Raw genomic sequence first — 19,075 nt, forward strand, 5'->3', positions numbered from 1 at the left:
AATTGAAGCTAATGAGCGCAGTGAGTGATCCCATCCCACCACCTCCTAATCTCGTCTCGTCATCACTCAACTCGTCTTTGACTGAGTTGAAACTGACGAGACGAGATGATCCTCCCCTCCTCCCAACGATCTCGTCAGATTCATTACATCGAAGATGAAATGAGAAATGACGAGAGAGTGATCATCTCTTCGTACCAACGGCAATAACGGAAAGGCCAATTCTGTTCAAAGTTAACTTATCTAAAATGCGGGCGATGGGAACCAATTTATCATAGGTGTTCATCTGACCTCCTTCAATTTCTTTTTTCTTCATGATTTTTCCACCTGTGAACCAGGCGGGGATGCCGAGTGCGTTAAAGTGCCAATATTTTTCAATAAAAAGTCCCGAACCAGAGAAAAGATTAAGCAAATCTTTCATTTTATATCTTTTGAAATGAAGGAGTCCTTTATCGATTTCATTATAAAGATATGGGCCAGCAGGTACAAGTATGAATACGCTGCCACCAGGTTTAATTAAAGAAATCATATTCGTTAAAGCAAGCGCGTCATCTTCTATATGTTCAATCACATTAAGTGCAAACGTTGAATCAAAGGAATGCAGAAGGTCTGCGTATTCATTGGCAAAATCAGGATGAACAAGGTCTAGCTTCAGGACATTTTGCTGCGGAAACTTATTCTGTAATGCATTGCAATAATTTTCCCTTATGTCACTTAATGTGATGTCGGATTCCATTGCAATAAAATACTTTGAAATATTTCCGATTCCACTTCCGATTTCCAGAATTTTTCCCTTCATATAGGGCTGTACCTGCTCAAACATCCATGCGTTAAAACGCGCTGCATCTGAGATTGCTTCGAGCGTGTGTAAACCCTCCGGATCTATTTGCTTAAAATGGAAGGAGCTCATGAAATGTTAAATTTGCTTTTGTGTTTTTCCGGTACAACTTTATCTGTCAATTCTTCCAATGCTAGTCAGGAAAAAAGATTATATCTCAATATGCAATAAATCGCTCTGAACCCATCCTTCCAGTTTATCTTCTTACCTTCGGCATAGGTACGGCCATAATAGGAAATACCAACTTCGTAAATACGCAAATCAGGAATGCGTGCTATTTTTGCAGTAACTTCAGGCTCGAAACCGAATCTGCTTTCGATTAGCTTTACAGATTGTATCACTTCTCGTTTAAAGAGTTTATAACAAGTTTCCATATCTGTAAGATTAAGGTTGGTAAACATATTAGACAGGGTCGTGAGAAACTTATTTCCAATGGTATGCCAGAAGAATAAAATGCGATGAGGTCGTCCGCCGATAAATCTGGAACCATACACCACATCTGCAAAACCATCCAGTATCGGCTGAAGCAGGCGATTGTATTCCTGTGGATCATATTCCAAATCCGCATCCTGAATAATCAAATATTCACCTGATGCCTCTTTAATCCCTCTATGCAATGCAGCTCCTTTACCCATATTATAAGGCTGAGAAAAAACAGTAATCAGAAAATCGGGATGTTGTTTCTTATAGTTGTCCAAAGCTTCGAGTGTAGTATCTGTTGAAAAATCATTGACAATGATCACTTCCATCTCAAGATCACCAATTAATTTCACAGCCCTTACTTTATCAAGAATAAGGTGTATTGTTCTTGCTTCGTTGTACGCCGGAATAACAATTGAAAGTTTTTGTGACATATCTTATAATTTACTTTCTTACGAAATCTTGCAAATTCCACACTTTTAAGAAGGAATCTTATCATTTGGTCTCGCGACGAAATTAATCCCGAAGAAAAAATATTCGCGTGCAAGATTATTTTTTTTCCAAAGCTTTTGCTCCCTTTCTATAGCCCGTGTGTATCCATACTTGTTAAAAAGCTGAGGGGGAAATGCCCGAATATACTGAACACTCTTTTCATCTATCAGAAGCCGTTGTTTCTGCAGTTCAGTTTTCCATCTTTTCAATGAACGGATATTTTCATTCCCCAATAGAATCGTTTTCTTGAGGCGTTCATCATAAAATTCTATGATACGCTTATTGCCACGCTGCTTATACAATTTAAGTGACTGGATAATATTATTCCCGTTCTCTTCAATAACCACCATCTTTCCATCAGGTTTAAGATGATCATGAAGAATATGCAAGGCATCCTGTAAAGGCTCCAAATGATGGAGTGTATCCTGAACGATGATATAATCAAACTGATCTCTTTTCACAGTTGTATCAAACAGGTCTTCATAATCAAAAGTAAATCCCGAAACATCTCCAAACTGAGACCAGTATTTCATTCGCTCAGGGATTTCCTTAAAATAAAACTCCAGTGTGGTGCCATGAATTTTAAATCCGTTCAGTGCAAGAAAAAGTGCTGTAGTTCCGTATCCACAACCCAGATCCCAGGTCAATGATTCTTTTTTTACAAATTGATCTGCGATATATTGTAATCTCTGACAGAAATAGGCTTTTCGGAACTCTAAACTATTTAAATCAGTATGGTATTTATAATAAGACCAAAGCTGTTTATTCGCTTTCAGCTCAATCATAAACAACTCAAAGAATCTTTCGACAATCACAGTCAACCGGAATTTGGACTGGCAAAGATAGTAATTCTAATAAGACACATTAAGAATTTGATTATCAAGTCATCCTTTCAAAACCACTTTATGGACTAAAGGGGTTCCAAAGCGACCACTTTAAAATTATCCAGATATAAAGGTTCCTCACCACGTAGATAAGTATACACTACAAGTTTATCCTCTCTTGTAAACAATCGCGGTGTCAAATAGTAGAAAGTAGCCTGATTCCATTCACCTACAACATAAGGTAATGACTCCAAATCCAGCGCCCTGTACTTCGTATGATCCCTGCAATTTCCGTAAATCTGCATATTCACAATGAGACTTGCCGGATTTTTTTTCAAATCCACAACCGGAAAATAATTAAAGGTTATTCTTACCCAAAGATAGTCTTTGTCCGTAAGTTCTTTCATTGGCATTCTGAAAGTAGGCGAATAGATATTTTCTTTCGACAGTTTCACTGAATTTTTTCCATTGAAAGAAAACGTAGTATCAATAAATTCATTCCCGATAAAAAGAGTATTCATTGAGTCCGCATCAAAGTAACAAATGGTACGTGATCTGAATTTACCATTTACAGGGAAATCATTGGTTCCGGGAAACTCCAGATCAGGCTCAAGTAAATCCCAACTGCCTTCAGGTAACGAGGTTTTTAAAAAAATCTTTTTATAGTAAGCATAGGTCATCCGTTCCCCATGCAATATAGATTTGGTGAATTGCCATGTTTGAAAACCATTTAAAAAAATCAATATCGAAAACACACCAAAAAACGCCCATTTCACAATCAAATTCCTATGTAAAATTCTGTCAACTAAAAATCCAAAGGGTATCGCAAACACAGCAAGCGATTGCGAAAAATATCTGCTGCCAAAACTGGTAGCCCCCCACCATACCAACCAACATGATATCAGATACGTATTTAATACCAGAAAAATAATAATAGCCCATGCTGTACCTGAATTTCGAAACTTCCTAAGAAAAAGGGATCCAATAAAAACTAAAACAGCGGGAGTATAAACAAACACACCTTTCTTAAAGCTAAAAAAGAATGGGATCAAGTTAGGGCGAAGAAGATTAAATCCCTCTGCCATCTTATAATTATTGAAATACCAATGACCTGTAATATATTTCCAATGTATAATTTGAGGTAAAAAAACAAGAATAGCTGTAATCATAGCCACCGCAACCAACTTGAAATTAGAAAATATAAATTCAACTCTTTTTTTAAGGTCATTCATTGAACCTATCCCCCATAGAAAAACAAGGATTAAAGAAACGATTTCACTTCCTCTAATCATGAGCATAAGTCCAACAACTGCACCTAATCTTACTGATTTTTGAACAGAGGGAACGCGATACCACAAATCCGTATAATACATCAATACCCCATACAGGGCAAAAAGTACATTATGTGGTTCCAGTCCATCATTAAATACTTCATGAAAAATATTAGTACTTAAAACCAACAATAAAATGGTAATACCAGTTACTTTATCGGAAAAATAATTCAGCAATAATTTTCTAAAAAAGAAAAGGCCAATAAAAAAGTAAATCATCATTCCCATTGAAATTATAATCTGAAAGGGTGGTGAAAATCCATCCACCGGAAAGCCAAACAACGACGCCCATATGCACGCTATTAAGAAAAAAGGAAGATAGAGGAATGACATTCCAATGGCATAGCTGGAAATCCAATTCCCGTTCTCCATTCTGAAGGCCTGATAATACGTGCTAGAAGGATTATATTGTTTAAAAATCGCATCCACGACCTCAGAATTGGTCATACCGGGATCATGATAAATAAGATTGAACGGTAAATAAGAATAATAGCCATACACATCCCATGATAAAAAATTCAAATCCGGCGAAACAGCAATTTTGAAAAAATACTGGCAAAGTACAATAATTACGATCAGCACCCAGATCGAAGAAATTGAAAAACGTGAGGTTTGAGTATCCGCCACTACATTTTTAGAAAATATACTAACCATTTGGCAAATTTATCTAAACTGCTGTAATTCGAAACCGCTAATCAATATATGTTATTTACTGTCATTCAATTCAATAGGATATTTTATGATTTTTTAAACACAATTGCAATCATTAATTTAAATAGTTTCGTTGCATACTGAATTAATGAATATGTCCGGATTTCGCCAGCTAATACGTAAAATAGTTCTTCTACCCTCTTTATTTATACTCTTTACAGGTGTCGGATTCAGCTATTTTTATTTTCAGCATAAAAAAACCCAAATAATTCCTGCTTCAAGTGAAAAGCCCGATTCACGTTTTATCAGCATTAAAAACAACAAATTCTTACTTGAAGGAAAACCCTGGCACCTGAAGGCCATCAATTTTGTAACCACTTTACGCAAAAATGATACTGTATTTTGGCCATCTGTTTATATGGGGTATATCCCGGAAAAGGATTATTATACAACAAATAAAGATTCATGTTTAGCAGAACTCTTTCACACATTTGTTTTGATCCATGACATGGGATATAACGCTGTACGAATTACAGGCATAGGTGAATTTGAAGTTCAGAATAAAAACACAGGAAAAGTTGCCTTTCGAGTGAATCATTTTTCTTCAATAGATAAAAGGTTTAAAATGGAAGGCGATTCTATAATGAATCTTTATTTCGAAGCCGTTGAAGATCTGCTTGCGTGTGCAGAAAATGCAGGACTAAAGGTAATTTTCACTTTAAAAGTATTTCCTGAAGCACCAATAACAGAAGTGTTTCTCGGTAAAATTGCAGATCGATTTAAAGACAATCCTACTTTAATGGCTTATGATTTTTTTAACGAACCACTTTACTTTGATGACCGGCAACGCAACAAAGGATCCGTTTATACTTTTACCCGCAGATGGCATAACATTGTCAAGAAATACTCACCACATCAATTAACAACTATAGGATTAGCTTGCCAACGTGAAGTGTTTGAATGGGACCCTAATTTGGTAAATGTTGATTTTATTTCTTTTCATCCTTATGAATACGAGAAAGATCAGGTGCGGAATGAAATGTATTGGTATTCTAAATATGTGAATAAGCCATGGATAATCGGAGAGACAGGAATTCCTTCCAACAATGACAGCATTCCTTATTCCAATCAAGTGGAGTTTGCACAAAAAACAATAGAACAAAATGCAAACTGTGGCGGAATGGGATATTCCTGGTGGCAGTATAAAGATGTTGAATGGGGTGGTTATCATCAAAATTTTCTTGGCGTGGTTTCACAGAATGGATATACAAAAAATAGTTTGGGCAGGATGGTTCACGGTACACCAAAGCCGATGAACGAAGTAATAAAAATATTCGATCCCACAATTTCTAAAGGAAAATGTTTCTGTCCGGACAATTACTATAATTTCAGTTCCAATAACTATTTCAGAATCGTTGGCAGAGTGGTCGATGAATCCGGAAATCCTATAGACGGAGCGGGCGTATTAGCGTGGGATGAATGGTGGATTAACCATTATTTTACCACTTCAAAATCTGATGGGACATTTGAGATTTACAGTGATTATGATTTCTACCACTGGATGGTATCACCAACCTATTATAATATGATAAGGGATGATATAAGACCAGATACAGCCAGATTAGAAAATGGTATAAAAACAATAAATCTGGGAGAAATAAAATTCCATAAAATCGATTTGAATTCCAGGTTTTTAAATTTCTAAAATACTACTTTTTGAATGTGACATTAAAGGTCATCCGCCACATCTTCTATCTCTCGAGTTTAAAAAGACTAGCCCGTTCTTTAACTTCGTTTGCGATTAACTTCTGATCAGGGGTAATTCCGATGTATTTTTCATTCGCTGCTTTTATAATAAAAAAATCATCCTTCACGTCTTCAAAAATGAAAGATTCCCAATAACCGGGCGCATCTCTGTTTGAAACTATCTCACCAACGGAAGACAATTCCGCACAAACAAATTTATCATGTTGCGAACGAATAATTTTCTTACCATCCTGCATAGTTATTACATCCCAATATTCTCCTACAGCACCCTTTTCTGCACCTATATATAACCTACCACCACCGGTTGAATCCCGTAAAACAACTTTATCGTTTGAACTTATCAAACGTCCATGCTGTCTATGCCTGAAACTAAAATCGAATTCAGTAATTATTTGTATGCTTGAAGTATCCGAATGATTATAATTCATCCATCGATAAAGGGAATCAATGCCTTCTGTATCTGCGAAACCCTGAAAATTCGGAGGAAATAATCCGGTATAGGCATTTACACATTTAATATTCAAATCCTGACAGGCCAACATTACATTTAAGTGTGACGGGGTTTCTTTACCAAAAAAATTCTTATGCTGGTATGCTATTGCCTTGTAAGAAGGGTTCTGTTGAGCAGCTATTCTATCCGCGACTGCTTTTACTTCATTTTGAACTTCAACCTTACTAAAAGTCCGTTCCCAATAGGTTACACTATTATCAATGACAACCATCAGCGGGAGAAATAGCATTACTTTGCCGGCCAGCTTATATTTTTCCTGTAGACCCTTGAACACGAATACAAAAATGACTATCTGAAAAATAATGATAATATTTATTATACGGTTAATCGACCTCATGGAACCAAAACCAGGCATGTTAACGATCAATTTATAGAAGGTAAATCCATCAAATTTTATTGAAAACAAAACGCATAAAAAAAAGGTTGCCACTAAAAACCCTAAAAACTTTTTTGTTTCCATCTTCACCCCCTTATGAAGCCACAACACCGGAAGGAGAAGCACTGCTATCCAAGGAAGAATTCCGCAGAATAAAAAATTCTCCCACCAATACACTTCGGAATCACGTAAATGATAAGAAAGATTATTCCATAAATAGGACTCCGGAGTGGAAAAAAAGTACGAACTCCATCTCGGTAAATACAAAGAAATCTCATTAAAACTTCTGAATCCCAGTTGACCGGAAACAGGTATATAATGTGACAACATCGGGTAAAGTAATGCCAGGTTCACTACAATTATTCCACCTATTGTTAGAGCAGTTTTTCGCTGAATAAATTGCTTAAAAATTTCTGTATCGCGATAAATAACCAGATAACTTATGATCATGAAAAGCATTACATAGAACAGAAAGAAACCCAAATACATACCGCAATAAAACTGATAGGTAAGTCCTGTAACAGCAAAAGCAAGAGAAACAATTCTTTTCTTACTCAAATATTGCCAAAACCAAAAAAGTACCAGAGGAGCAATGAATTTAGGAAGAATTTGAACATGATTAATATGACCAAGCAGATAAATGGAAAAAGCATAAATATAAGCACCGCAGGAAGATAATAATACATTTCCTGACCACTTTCTTAAAGCAAGGTAACAGCCCAAAAAATTCAAAGCAAACATGGATAAAAACCACCATTGAAAGGATGTCTCTTTGTCACACTTCAGTGATCTAAAAAAAATATAAACGGGCAGTGTGCCGAGAAGGTTATCAGAAAGGGCGATGGTGTTTCGATGAGGGTAGAGAAATGGGGCATCCCAATAATCAGGAACTTCACCCTTTGCATACTTATAACCATGCTCAAGAATATAGTTATTAAATCGGGCGTCGCCCTTATCGCCCGGAATCCTTGAAAAATCCCTATTCATCATAGACACAGGGAAAAGGAGTAAACCGGCAAATAGCAGAACGATGGGTAACAATTCTACTATCCTAATATCACGGTTTAGTTTCATAATAATTAGTGTTGATAAGGACTAACGATTTCCACTTTTAGCATCCGCATCATTTGGAAATTCCAGTAATGAATCAAAATCCTTCACTTTTTCCAATTTCCCAAACTGATTTAAATATAACTTCTTATTCATAGCGCAATAATGCAATGACCCCTTCTCAAATTGATAGGTCTGGAATATGTTTAGCCAGATTAAAAACCCAATTACACCGGCTATTGCAACTCTCGCCGGTAACGACTTTGTAAACAAATAAGATATAAAAGCTGCCAGCGGAATAGCGTATAATGCATAAGTATCCACCAATGCTCTTTGTCCAAATGATCCGCCATACCACCAATTCCACCATGAAAATGTTACATACAAAGAAGCAATTGAAGTAATAATAACAGGATAGAATGAAGTTCTCCTTTTAAAATATAACATAATCATTCCAATAAAAGCCAGAAACATTGCCGGTGTATATATTAACCAGCCTTTCCTGAAACTGAATAACCCCTTTAGAAAAACCGGCTCTGAAAAAAAGTATTTTTCAGAACTGTCTGTTGCCCCCAAAATACTTCCGGTCATCATTTTCCAATAATCAAATTGAGGCCACCATACCCCTATTACAACTACAAAAAAAACAAGAACCTGATACAAAGGAATTCGCTTTTCAGATAGCTCTTCGAAAGATTTCCATTGATAAAAAATGAAGAATAAAAGAATTACCCCGTTCGCAAATGAAATTAACAATATCAATGCATATGAGAGTGAAATACCAATGAAACTGAACAAAGATTTTCCATTTTCATGCCATTGAACCGAATAATAAATAAATACCGCAATAAGAAAAAAATTATACACATGAGGATAAGCACCGGACTGCGTTGAATAAGCAAAAAGATTAGTTCCCAATCCCAGCAAGAGAAGAGTCAAGGCTGTTACTTTATCAGAAAACTTCAGATATAACAATAATTTGCGAACGATTAACAGTCCGAGGGACATATAAAACAAAGCACTCAAGAGTAAAAAGTACTTGTAAGGCTCCGAAAACCCGGTTACAGGATATTCAAACATCTTAGCAGCGGCATCGCCCGCCCAGAAAAATGGCGAATATAAAAGGGCTACTCCATACGTTCTTCCAAAATCATACTTTCCACTTTCATAGCGTTTCGTCCAAAACCAATATCCATCTTCCGAGTACTGATAATTATCCCTTTCAACTTTAATGTCTTTATAAATATATTTAGCAGGAAGGTAACCATAATAATACCGTACATCATTCTCAATTACACGCTCTGTTTTCTTCCATAGCTTAAAATCGGAATCAACCAGAAATCCTGTAATTACAATTATTAGAATAGCAACAACAGACCAATTATTTTTCCTTGAAAACATTGCTTATGTTGTATAGTAATTGGTATTTAGTTATAAAATAAATCTGGTTCAAATATAAGTAATTCCATCTGACCACATAATTATGCAAGCAGCCATAAAACATTAGACATATGTGTAAATCAATAGTTTATAAGCAATGATTATTTAATATAAATTTGCATACCAATAAATACGGCCGATATGAATAAAGCACTACTTCTCTTATTTACTATATGCTCCACTTTTTTCATTAGTTGTAAGAAAGAAAAAGCTGATAATGAATACCTCAATGACTTTGAGGCCATTGGTCATTGGACGGATGGGCAAAATGTTAGTCGGGAAACTTCGAGCAGTGGTTTATTCTGTACAGTAACTGATTCGGGGATACCTTACACCTCAACCATGAAGTTGAACTGGAGTGATCTGAAAGTTGCTCATCCAAAATCTGCCGAGTTGATTGCATGGGTACTGGTTCGAGACATGAGTGCAAAAGCAAAACTGGCTTTTTCAATCGAAACAAAAGAAGGTCAAAATATACTTTGGGAAGGTGTTGAAGTTCAAAGAAGCATAAAAGAAGTAAATAAATGGTTTGAAGTTAAATTAAAAATTGATTTGAACAAAAAGATACCGGATGATGCCCTGATTAAAGTTTATGGTGTAAATGATGGTGTAAAAAGAATTTACTGGGATAATTTTTTGCTTAGGCTAAATGAATAAAACTACTTTTTCGTTAATGCCTTCTTAAAAGATTTTGGAATAAGTAAAGACATTTATTAATTCCAAGGTGACAATGGTTCCTGATTTCCATCTGGTTGAAAAGATGAAGATACTTTAAATATCTGAACTTCGTTTGCTTCACCTAAATAGTCAAGAGGAAAGTCTTTCGCATTGAATGTTACACCTTCAATTTGACTTTTCTTATTAAAAATGACAAAATTATACCTGCCTGTATGGAGATATCCCATCAATGTTTCCTGTACCTTTCGGTAAGGAATGGTTACTCCTTTGAGTCCCATCAAATACAAAGAGATATTCGGCGAATGATCAAAAACCACAACTACCTGATCGTTTAGTTTTATATTACCGGCTTTCAGGATTAAATCAGGTTTGAAATAAATATCATTAGCGGTTGAACCATATTTCCAATTATCCTTTTTATGACTTGTTCTTAAATGCGTCTTGGAAAAATAAAACTGAAAACCAACTGCCATCAATACACAGATTGTAAAAACCGCATGACCATTTGCATTCATCTTTCTATGAAAGGTATCTCTGATAATAAATAATAAGAATAAAACCAGTGGAAACATAGTAATGAAATAGTAATCATGATACGACAATTGCAATAACATTACATACAAAAAGGCAGTGCCTCCCGCCATCATCAGTAAGACATATGCGGATAATCCTCCTTTCAAAGGATTCGAAAGAAGAATCGAGATAACACCTGCAATTAAAATAATGGAAAGAATTACCGGATGATAAATCCTTTCTATCCAGTCCTTACTTACAATCTCCCATACATCTTTCATTTCCTGCCAACTTTTCGGAGGGCGCATCTCTAACAGAAAGACTTCTGATTGAGTGCTTTTACTCAACCATGAAGCGTAAGCATACCAACAAAAAGTTGAAATTACCGCTATTGCAAAAAATGAAAAATATTTCAGACCTGTCTGACGAGTCCAAAGTTTATTCTGATATAAAAATAAACCCATGGCGGGAAGATGTATCATAGAATTGGGCTTGATAAGAAAAGAGACGGTCATCGTTAACCACCACAACCATTTAAATCGATCTTCACGGGTTTTGGCGTAACTGACCAATGCCGACCAGGACATCATCGCAAAGCTGAGACTATAGATATCAGGTAAGAAACTGCAGGAATAAAAGGTCAATAATGGTGAACATACATAGAGTAACATGATAAGTAAAGCATGCAGTTTATTTTTCACAAAATAATCACTCAATCGAAATACGGAGGTGGCACCGATTGTAAATACAATTAATGTGACAAGTCTGTACAACCATTCATGAAATCCGAAGAGACGATATAAAATCGAAACGAAGTATTGCACGATTGGAAACTCAAGACCGGTAACACCTGTTCCATTATCGGTATTGTTCACCTGAGGATGAAAAAAATCTGCATGGTTCACGTAATAATTCCATGCCACGGAAGCCCTGTCGCATTGTGCCCATTGGTGAACGGATTGCGGGCGAAGAGGAATAATTTGATAAACTCCTAACAATCCATATAGCGCTGCCAGAATTATCAGGAGATGAAATGTCCTGAGTTTTTCAAAATAAATTCCCGGTTTAATCATTATTCATCCAGTTTCATCTCCGGTATTTCCCCCTCCACAATTAATTTCCCCGCTGTGGCTTTTCGTATCTCCTCCACCGTTACACCAGGTGCCCGTTCGAGCAATACAAATCCTTTGCCGGGAACAACATCGAGCACGGCGAGTTCTGTTACGATCTTCTTCACACATTTTACTCCGGTAAGCGGCAACGAACAGGAAGGTAACAATTTGCTTTCGCCGGCTTTATTTACATGTTGCATGGCTACAATGATATTTTTCGCTGCTGCCACCAGATCCATTGCTCCTCCCATGCCTTTCACCATCTTACCCGGAATTTTCCAGTTGGCGATATCTCCATCTTCGCTCACTTCCATCGCACCCAAAATGGTAAGGTCCACTTTTCCTGCGCGGATCATACCAAAGCTCAATGCAGAGTCAAAATAGGCTGTACCGGGAACTTCGGTAATCGTTTGTTTGCCGGCATTTATCAGATCCGGATCTTCTTCTCCTTCAAAAGGAAATGGTCCCATACCGAGCATTCCGTTTTCAGATTGCAGGGTAACGTCCATGCCCGGAGGAATATAGTTTGCCACCAGGGTTGGAATACCGATTCCCAGGTTAACGTAATATCCGTCTTTCACTTCTTTCGCGATACGTTTTGCAATTCCGTTTTTATCTAACATTTCGGTTCCTTTAATGATGACTATGGGCCACTGATTTATTATGATGGTTATGATTTATTATGATTTTGACCGAATGGTACGTTGTTCAATACGCTTTTCGTAATCTGCGCCCTGAAATATTCTGTGAACATAAATTCCCGGAACATGAATACCATCCGGATCAAGTTCACCTGCGGGGACCAACTCTTCCACTTCTGCAATGGTAATTTTCCCTGCCATCGCCATGGGCATATTGAAGTTGCGTGTTGTTTTACGGAAGATGAGATTTCCATGGGTATCGCCTTTCCATGCTTTCACGATTGAAAATGCGGCATCGAAAGCATATTCAAGGAGGTAATCAATTCCATTGAAATTACGGACTTCCTTGCCTTCGGCCACCTCGGTACCTACTCCCGCTCTCACCCATACAGCAGGCATACCATATGCTGCCGCCATGCAACGTGTAGCTAAAGTTCCCTGAGGGATTAAATCTACTTCCAATTCACCACTCAAAAGCTGTCTTTCAAATTCAGCATTTTCTCCTACATAAGAAGAGATCATTTTCTTTACCTGTCGCGTTTTGAGCATCAGGCCGATTCCAAAATCATCGACTCCCGCGTTATTGGAGATACAGGTTAAATCTTTTACGCCTTTTTTTACCAATGCAGCAATGCAATTTTCGGGAATACCGCAGAGACCAAACCCTCCGAGCATAATTACTTCTCCATCTTTGATATCCTGAATGGCATCTTCTGCGCCTTTTACTACTTTGTTCATACGTAATAATATTTCGTAAAAGTAGTAAAAAATGAACGCTTCGATTGGAGGATACCCCAACTAAATCCCGAAATCATCTTTCCCATTTTGCTGTTGTGCGGGGTTCTTGTACTTCTTGCAATCGAGCTCTACTCCTATCGGTTTTTCAGGCCTTTCAAAATCTCCCTTTGAATAATTGAGGGTAGGATCAGCGAATACTTTTTTCATATACAAACCCCAGGTAGGTAAGGCTACATTCGCGCCTTGTCCGAGTTGTGTGGTTCTGAAATGAACAGAACGATCTTCGCATCCGGCCCATGCCCCACTCACTAAATCCGGTGTGATGCCCATGAACCAGCCATCACTGTTATTCTGCGTGGTCCCTGTTTTACCTGCTATAGGATTTGTAAATCCATATTTTGATCCGCGTAGTCGGGCTCCGGTACCTCCCAGGGTTACACCTTTCATCAGGTCGAGCATCAGGTAGGCCGTTTCTTCACTGATCGCTTCAATTTTTCGCGGAACAAAATCCTGAAGTACGACTCCGTTTTTATCTTCAATTCGAAGAATGTATTGCGGTTCAGTATACACCCCTTTATTGGCAAACGTACAATAGGCCGCGACCATCTCAAAGACCGAAACATCCGCAGTTCCGAGAGCGATGGAAGGAAAAGGATCGATGGGTGAGGTGATGCCCATCTTTCTGGCCACCTGCACCACTGCTTCCGCACCAAACTGTTTCATCAGATAAGCGGAGATGCAATTTACAGATTCGGCGAGCGCTTCTTTCAAGGATAACATGCCTCCATATTTACCATCAGAGTTGGAAGGTGTCCAGGGCACGCCCGCTTCATCAACAATGGTCACCGGTACATTGGGCACTTCATAACAGGGCGAATAGCCTTCCTGCATGGCCAGTGTATAGAGGAAGGGTTTAAAGGTAGATCCTACCTGACGCTTACCATCTTTAACGTGATCATATTGGAAATACTTGTAATCATTCCCACCAACCCAGGCTCGTACATATCCTGTCTGCGGTTCCATCGACATAAAACCGGTTTGGTAAAACATTTTATAATACTTAATAGAATCGAGTGGGGAGAGTAATGTATCTACTTCTCCTTTCCATGAAAAAACTTTCATCTCTATCTTTTTATTGAAGGCTTTCTTAATATCCGCTTCTGTTGCGCCGGTATCTTTCATGGTACGGTAACGCTCACTTTGCTTCATGGCATCGTCGATAATCTGCGGCTGATCTTCCCATGCTACCCTACCCTTCCAATGCTCCCGAAAAGATTTCTGCAAGTCCGTCATATGCTCTTTCACGGCTTCTTCGGCATACCGCTGCATGCGGGTATCTATCGTGGTGTAGATACGGAGTCCGTCGCGGTAGAGATTGTAAGGTTTGCCGTCTGCTTTCTTATGCTCTTTGCACCATCTCAATAAATCCTGACGTAAGGTCTCCCGGAAATATTGGGCTAATCCCTCCGTATGACCTTCCTGACGGAAGTTAAGTTTAATTGGTAATTTTAGTAAGGAATCTTTTTGCTCAACAGTGATAAATTTATACTTCGCCAGCTGACCAATTACAGTATTTCTTCTAAAGGTGGCGCTTTCAGGATTACGTACAGGATTGTAGCGGGAAGGTGCCTGCAATAACCCGATCAGCAAGGCAGCTTCTTCTATTTTCACTTCCAGCGGTTGCTTTCCGAAATAAGTGGTAGCGGCGGATTTAATTCCGAAAGCATTGTTTCCAAATTCAACAGTATTCAAATACATCGCCAGAATCTCCTGCTTGGTATAGTTGCGTTCCAGTTTAACAGCGATAATCCATTCCTTCAATTTACGAATAATGAGTTGCAACTTACTCATGTTTTCACGGGGGAAGAGATTTTTTGCCAACTGCTGGGTGATGGTACTCCCTCCTCCGGCATCCTGCTGAAGAATGATGGTTTTTACAAATACCCGCATGAGGCCCTTGATATCCACTCCGGAATGCTCCTCAAAACGGACATCCTCCGTCGCTTTCAGGGCATTGACGAGATTGGGGGAAAGATCCTGAAAATGAATATTTACACGATTTTGAAAATAATACTTGCCCAGCGTTTTCATATCGGCTGAATACACTTCACTGGCCAGACTACTCTTAGGATTCTCAAGCTCTTCGAAAGTAGGCAGCTCTCCAAAAACACCCCAGGCAGTAAGTCCAACCATCAGGAAGACAAAGAGGACCGGAGCAAAGAGGAGGATCCAAATGTACTTTATATATTTCCTGAAAGCTGGTGTTGGTTTTGGCATAGGGGGGTTACGAAATACGAATCGGATACGAAATTACGAAATACGAAATACGAAAGTTCACGAATATACGAAATACGAAAGTTCACGAATATACGAAACATGACGGCAGACAGGATTACGGATGGTTACGGAGGGTGCGAATGTACGGATGGAGAAGGGAGGTTGGAAGGGATGTGGGGCCGGGCAAGAGTAGAACAGGAAGGTGTCTTTTGTTGAGGCTAGGATAGATTGACAACGAAAAACCAATTTAAAAAGTATTAACTGGTCAACAACACCGACCGCATGGAAACTGATCCCATCACGGTCTTTTCGTTGAAGAAGCTAAGTTGGTCTTTTCTATCTTGTAGCGCGAGGGTGTAGAGCAAGGGGAGGTAATGCTCGTTGGTGGGGATGGCGAGTTGGGCGACTTTTCCTTTTTTACTGTAATCGATCAATGCCTGATGGTTGCCGGAAGAGACGATGCATATAATACTTTTCAATACATTAATATTTCTTAGGGAACGCAGATTACGCTGATTTTTTAGGATTTTCACGGATTAGACTTCGCATGTCCAAACATTATTCGTATCCTTTCGTATTTCGTCCTTTCGTGCATTTTCGTATTTCGCTCTCTTCTTTATAAACTTCCGACGATGCATATAATACTTTTCAATACATTAATACTTTTTAGGGAACGCTGATCTCGTCACATTCTGCGCCGAGACAAGTGACGCTGATTTTTATGATTTTCGCGGATAGATTCTCGTAACATTCGTAACATTCGTAACATTCGTATTTCGTTTAAAATTCGTGCGGCGAATTCGTATCGATTAGTAGCTAGAAGTCGAGCATGTCATTCTGCTGCATCTGGTCATTATTTTGTCTGTTACCTTTTCTTCTGTCTTTACCTTGTTCAGCTTTTCCGAAACGGAAGCTAAGCGTAAAACTGGCGACTCTGGATTCCCGTTTTCTGGTGAATTCCAGGCGCACCCCATCGGCTCTGTTATCGATCACCATATTTCGCGTATCAAAAATATCGGTAACGGAACCATTGAGTGACCATTTTCCTCCTTTGAAATCATACTTGAAACCAAAATCAACACCACTCATTCCTTTAAATGTTCCTTGTGGTTGTTCACGCGGTGCCATGTAATTGCCTGTGAATTGTGCTGACAATTGCTTTGATAATTTTACGGATATCGATCCGCGGAAATCTCCGCTCCATACATCGCTTACCAGATCGTCTTCCACATTGGTGCCATCAACGGTATTATAAAACACGGTGAAGCTGGCGGATGTGGTAAATAATTTCAGGAAGGAATTCCGGAAGATCAATTCGAAGCCTAAATTTTCAGTAGAGTTATAGTTGATGAATGATTGCGTAGATACATTCGTCACTGTATCCACCTTTCTGAATCGCTGCGAATTATCGTTGGTATACCGGTAAAAGACATTGGCGGAAATGTTTTGTTCTCCATAACGGCCTATATAGCCGAACTCGAGTGAATGCGTCAACTCGGGAAGGATAGCAGGGTTCCCGATAAAAATATTCAATGAATCGGATACATTCCGGAACGGATTCAATTGCATTTCCCGCGGACGGTTTATCCTGCGACTATAACTCAACTGAACATCCCTGCCCTCCTTAAAACTATATTTAATAGCTGCGGAGGGAAAAGATTAAGGAAGTCCCGTGTAAAAATGGTATCTGCACTTTTAGAATCTCCCTCGATAAACGTTTGCTCTGCCCGAAGTCCTGCACTCAGTTCAAACACTTTCCATCGACCGCTCCATTGCAGATAGGCGGCATATACCCACTCTGAAAAAATAAACCGGTCGGTGAAGGAAGTATCCTGATTCCAAACATTACTATCGAAATCAAAACGATCGGACGATTGGCGGCTATCGTTGGTACGATATGAAGTTTTCAATCCGGATTCTATTCTAAAACTTTCGTAGGGCAATATATAATCGACTTGTCCGGTTCCATTGTAGGAATAACTTTCCGTATTGATGCGTTGATTCAGATCAAATCCCGGAGCCGGGATAAATGTAGACAAAGTATTTTCCGCATTCCGGTCAAAAACATTCAGGTTAACGTTCGCAGTGAGTTCGCGTTTACTGTTCGGAAAAGTGCGGCGGTAATCTATACTTCCGTCTCCACTGGTATTGTCTTCTATCGTTTTTGAAAGGCGATCAAATCCGCTGATGGAAGTTCTTTCTTCATCCAGAAGCCTTGTCAGTGATAAATCTCTGCGATTCTCATCCCGCATATTGTAGCCGCCGGAAAATCCGAGTGTATTGTAATCGTTGAGATAAAAATCAATGCCACCCCTAATATTATGGGAAAGGTTATCATTATGTCCGTCACTTTCAGATATAAAATAAGTAGTGGTATCATTATAGGTATTCGTTCGATCGCTGTTACTTTCAAAATCCCTTCTATCATCACGGAAAGAATAATTCAAAAAGGCATTATGCGTCTTTGTTCTCCGATTCAGATTAAGCGCTGCATTGTACTTATCATTTGTCCCTGCACCAACGGAAACGGTACCGTTTAATCCCGGATTTTTATCCTTCTTGGTTTTAATATTAATAATTCCGGACATCCCTTCGGCATCGTATTTAGAAGAAGGATTCGTGACCACTTCTATTTGATCAATACTCGATGCCGGCAATTGTTGCAGAATAGCGCCTCTGTTATCACCGGTGAGTCCGGAAGGTTTTCCATCAATTAATATCGTCACTTGTTCACTTCCCCGCAAACTGATCTTCCCATCTATGTCCACATTTACAGAGGGAATATTTTGCAGTACTTCCGAGACGGAACCTCCTGCATTGATCAAGGTTTTATCGACGTTATAGACTTTTTTATCCAGCGAATTTACGTACTCCACTTTCTCCCCTACCACCTCTGCTTCTTTCAAAATTCGCTGAGAAGGTGGCATCCAGACATTCCCAAAATCTTTCAAAGGATCTTGCGGATTCAGCATAAACGGCTTTGAGTCGAGCTGACGGTAACCAATAGATGTGATGCGAATAAAATATCTACCGGGCATCACGTCCTCTATACGAAAATGCCCTCGCTCATCGGTCAATGCACCTCCGGCAACAGAACTGTCACGCACTTTCATCAACACCACGGAAGCAAATTCCATCGCTTCCTTGCTCGAAGAATCTCTCAAAATACCAATTACCTTTCCAATCGGTGCCATATTCTTCATAAATGAAGAATCTTTCATACTCGCTTTAAACCGCGACGAATCGCGACCCTGACCACCCGGAGGCTGAGCAGCAACCTGCAGAACACTTAAAAAGAAAAATAATAGGAGCAACAGTTGACGCATAAGGAATGGATTTTACTGAGTGTGCAAATTTACGGGGTTGATAGGACACCATTACAAATTAAAAGTTTATTTCACTGGAAGATCATTTAGTTT

At 38.7% G+C, this 19,075-nt stretch carries 15 protein-coding genes; 2 read left to right on the forward strand and 13 right to left on the reverse strand.

Translation table 11 applies throughout. From position 1 onward, the window contains the following. Window positions 1-181: 181 nt before the first annotated feature. The 4 genes from IPJ86_04130 to IPJ86_04145 all read right to left on the reverse strand — a co-directional run bounded on the left by IPJ86_04130 (window position 182) and on the right by IPJ86_04145 (window position 4,556). Entirely contained in the window at window positions 182-907 is a 726-nt protein-coding gene (locus IPJ86_04130) for a methyltransferase (protein ID MBK7886505.1), read from the reverse strand. 65 nt (window positions 908-972) lie between these two features. Beyond that, entirely contained in the window at window positions 973-1,689 is a 717-nt protein-coding gene (locus IPJ86_04135; GenBank protein ID MBK7886506.1) for a glycosyltransferase family 2 protein, read from the reverse strand. Window positions 1,690-1,734: 45 nt separating this feature from the next. After that, window positions 1,735-2,532, reverse strand: coding sequence for a class I SAM-dependent methyltransferase (locus IPJ86_04140; protein ID MBK7886507.1), 798 nt, complete (start codon window positions 2,530-2,532; stop codon window positions 1,735-1,737). Between the two features lie 125 nt (window positions 2,533-2,657). Beyond that, complete coding sequence (locus IPJ86_04145) at window positions 2,658-4,556, reverse strand: hypothetical protein (GenBank protein ID MBK7886508.1); 1,899 nt, start codon at window positions 4,554-4,556, stop codon at window positions 2,658-2,660. A 151-nt stretch (window positions 4,557-4,707) separates the two neighbouring features. On the opposite strand from IPJ86_04145, the gene IPJ86_04150 reads away from it, so the two are divergent. After that, window positions 4,708-6,258: a cellulase family glycosylhydrolase gene (locus tag IPJ86_04150; protein MBK7886509.1), complete on the forward strand. Its 1,551-nt coding sequence runs from the start codon at window positions 4,708-4,710 to the stop codon at window positions 6,256-6,258. A gap of 46 nt (window positions 6,259-6,304) precedes the next feature. Here IPJ86_04150 and IPJ86_04155 read toward each other — a convergent pair whose 3' ends face one another. Together IPJ86_04155 and IPJ86_04160 are read right to left on the reverse strand one after the other, a co-directional pair. Continuing rightward, window positions 6,305-8,281 (reverse strand): hypothetical protein, encoded by a 1,977-nt coding sequence (locus IPJ86_04155; GenBank protein MBK7886510.1) that lies wholly within the window; start codon window positions 8,279-8,281, stop codon window positions 6,305-6,307. 21 nt (window positions 8,282-8,302) lie between these two features. After that, on the reverse strand, window positions 8,303-9,658 hold the full coding sequence (locus tag IPJ86_04160; GenBank protein MBK7886511.1) for a hypothetical protein: 1,356 nt from the start codon (window positions 9,656-9,658) through the stop codon (window positions 8,303-8,305). Window positions 9,659-9,838: 180 nt separating this feature from the next. Here IPJ86_04160 and IPJ86_04165 point away from each other — a divergent pair, with 180 nt between their 5' ends. Beyond that, complete coding sequence (locus tag IPJ86_04165; protein MBK7886512.1) at window positions 9,839-10,354, forward strand: hypothetical protein; 516 nt, start codon at window positions 9,839-9,841, stop codon at window positions 10,352-10,354. Window positions 10,355-10,410: 56 nt separating this feature from the next. Here the strand turns inward: IPJ86_04165 and IPJ86_04170 are convergent, their stop codons facing one another. The 7 genes from IPJ86_04170 to IPJ86_04200 all read right to left on the reverse strand — a co-directional run bounded on the left by IPJ86_04170 (window position 10,411) and on the right by IPJ86_04200 (window position 18,982). Beyond that, complete coding sequence (locus IPJ86_04170; protein ID MBK7886513.1) at window positions 10,411-11,961, reverse strand: glycosyltransferase family 39 protein; 1,551 nt, start codon at window positions 11,959-11,961, stop codon at window positions 10,411-10,413. Further along, complete coding sequence (locus tag IPJ86_04175) at window positions 11,961-12,623, reverse strand: CoA transferase subunit B (protein MBK7886514.1); 663 nt, start codon at window positions 12,621-12,623, stop codon at window positions 11,961-11,963. The genes IPJ86_04170 and IPJ86_04175 overlap by 1 nt, the downstream gene beginning before the upstream one ends. Window positions 12,624-12,680: 57 nt before the next feature. After that, window positions 12,681-13,379: a CoA transferase subunit A gene (locus IPJ86_04180; GenBank protein MBK7886515.1), complete on the reverse strand. Its 699-nt coding sequence runs from the start codon at window positions 13,377-13,379 to the stop codon at window positions 12,681-12,683. Between the two features lie 60 nt (window positions 13,380-13,439). Beyond that, window positions 13,440-15,656 carry a PBP1A family penicillin-binding protein gene (locus tag IPJ86_04185; GenBank protein ID MBK7886516.1) on the reverse strand — a complete coding sequence of 739 codons (2,217 nt, stop codon included), beginning with the start codon at window positions 15,654-15,656 and terminating at the stop codon, window positions 13,440-13,442. A gap of 257 nt (window positions 15,657-15,913) precedes the next feature. Beyond that, window positions 15,914-16,135, reverse strand: coding sequence for a hypothetical protein (locus tag IPJ86_04190; protein ID MBK7886517.1), 222 nt, complete (start codon window positions 16,133-16,135; stop codon window positions 15,914-15,916). Between the two features lie 337 nt (window positions 16,136-16,472). Then, window positions 16,473-17,297, reverse strand: a complete 825-nt coding sequence (locus IPJ86_04195) for a TonB-dependent receptor family protein (GenBank protein ID MBK7886518.1) — start codon at window positions 17,295-17,297, stop codon at window positions 16,473-16,475. Beyond that, window positions 17,258-18,982 carry an outer membrane beta-barrel protein gene (locus tag IPJ86_04200; GenBank protein ID MBK7886519.1) on the reverse strand — a complete coding sequence of 575 codons (1,725 nt, stop codon included), beginning with the start codon at window positions 18,980-18,982 and terminating at the stop codon, window positions 17,258-17,260. The genes IPJ86_04195 and IPJ86_04200 overlap by 40 nt, the downstream gene beginning before the upstream one ends. Window positions 18,983-19,075: the final 93 nt, after the last annotated feature.

This window comes from Bacteroidota bacterium (assembly GCA_016713925.1).
Classification (GTDB): domain Bacteria; phylum Bacteroidota; class Bacteroidia; order AKYH767-A; family OLB10; genus JAJTFW01.

Coding starts and splice junctions, on each gene's coding strand:
- IPJ86_04150 (MBK7886509.1), top strand. CDS start 4,708: ATGTCCGGATTTCGCCAGCTAATACGTAAAATAGTTCTTCTACCCTCT.
- IPJ86_04180 (MBK7886515.1), bottom strand. CDS start 13,379: ATGAACAAAGTAGTAAAAGGCGCAGAAGATGCCATTCAGGATATCAAA.
- IPJ86_04185 (MBK7886516.1), bottom strand. CDS start 15,656: ATGCCAAAACCAACACCAGCTTTCAGGAAATATATAAAGTACATTTGG.
- IPJ86_04200 (MBK7886519.1), bottom strand. CDS start 18,982: ATGCGTCAACTGTTGCTCCTATTATTTTTCTTTTTAAGTGTTCTGCAG.
- IPJ86_04145 (MBK7886508.1), bottom strand. CDS start 4,556: ATGGTTAGTATATTTTCTAAAAATGTAGTGGCGGATACTCAAACCTCA.
- IPJ86_04135 (MBK7886506.1), bottom strand. CDS start 1,689: ATGTCACAAAAACTTTCAATTGTTATTCCGGCGTACAACGAAGCAAGA.
- IPJ86_04175 (MBK7886514.1), bottom strand. CDS start 12,623: ATGTTAGATAAAAACGGAATTGCAAAACGTATCGCGAAAGAAGTGAAA.
- IPJ86_04140 (MBK7886507.1), bottom strand. CDS start 2,532: ATGATTGAGCTGAAAGCGAATAAACAGCTTTGGTCTTATTATAAATAC.
- IPJ86_04165 (MBK7886512.1), top strand. CDS start 9,839: ATGAATAAAGCACTACTTCTCTTATTTACTATATGCTCCACTTTTTTC.
- IPJ86_04160 (MBK7886511.1), bottom strand. CDS start 9,658: ATGTTTTCAAGGAAAAATAATTGGTCTGTTGTTGCTATTCTAATAATT.
- IPJ86_04130 (MBK7886505.1), bottom strand. CDS start 907: ATGAGCTCCTTCCATTTTAAGCAAATAGATCCGGAGGGTTTACACACG.
- IPJ86_04170 (MBK7886513.1), bottom strand. CDS start 11,961: ATGATTAAACCGGGAATTTATTTTGAAAAACTCAGGACATTTCATCTC.
- IPJ86_04155 (MBK7886510.1), bottom strand. CDS start 8,281: ATGAAACTAAACCGTGATATTAGGATAGTAGAATTGTTACCCATCGTT.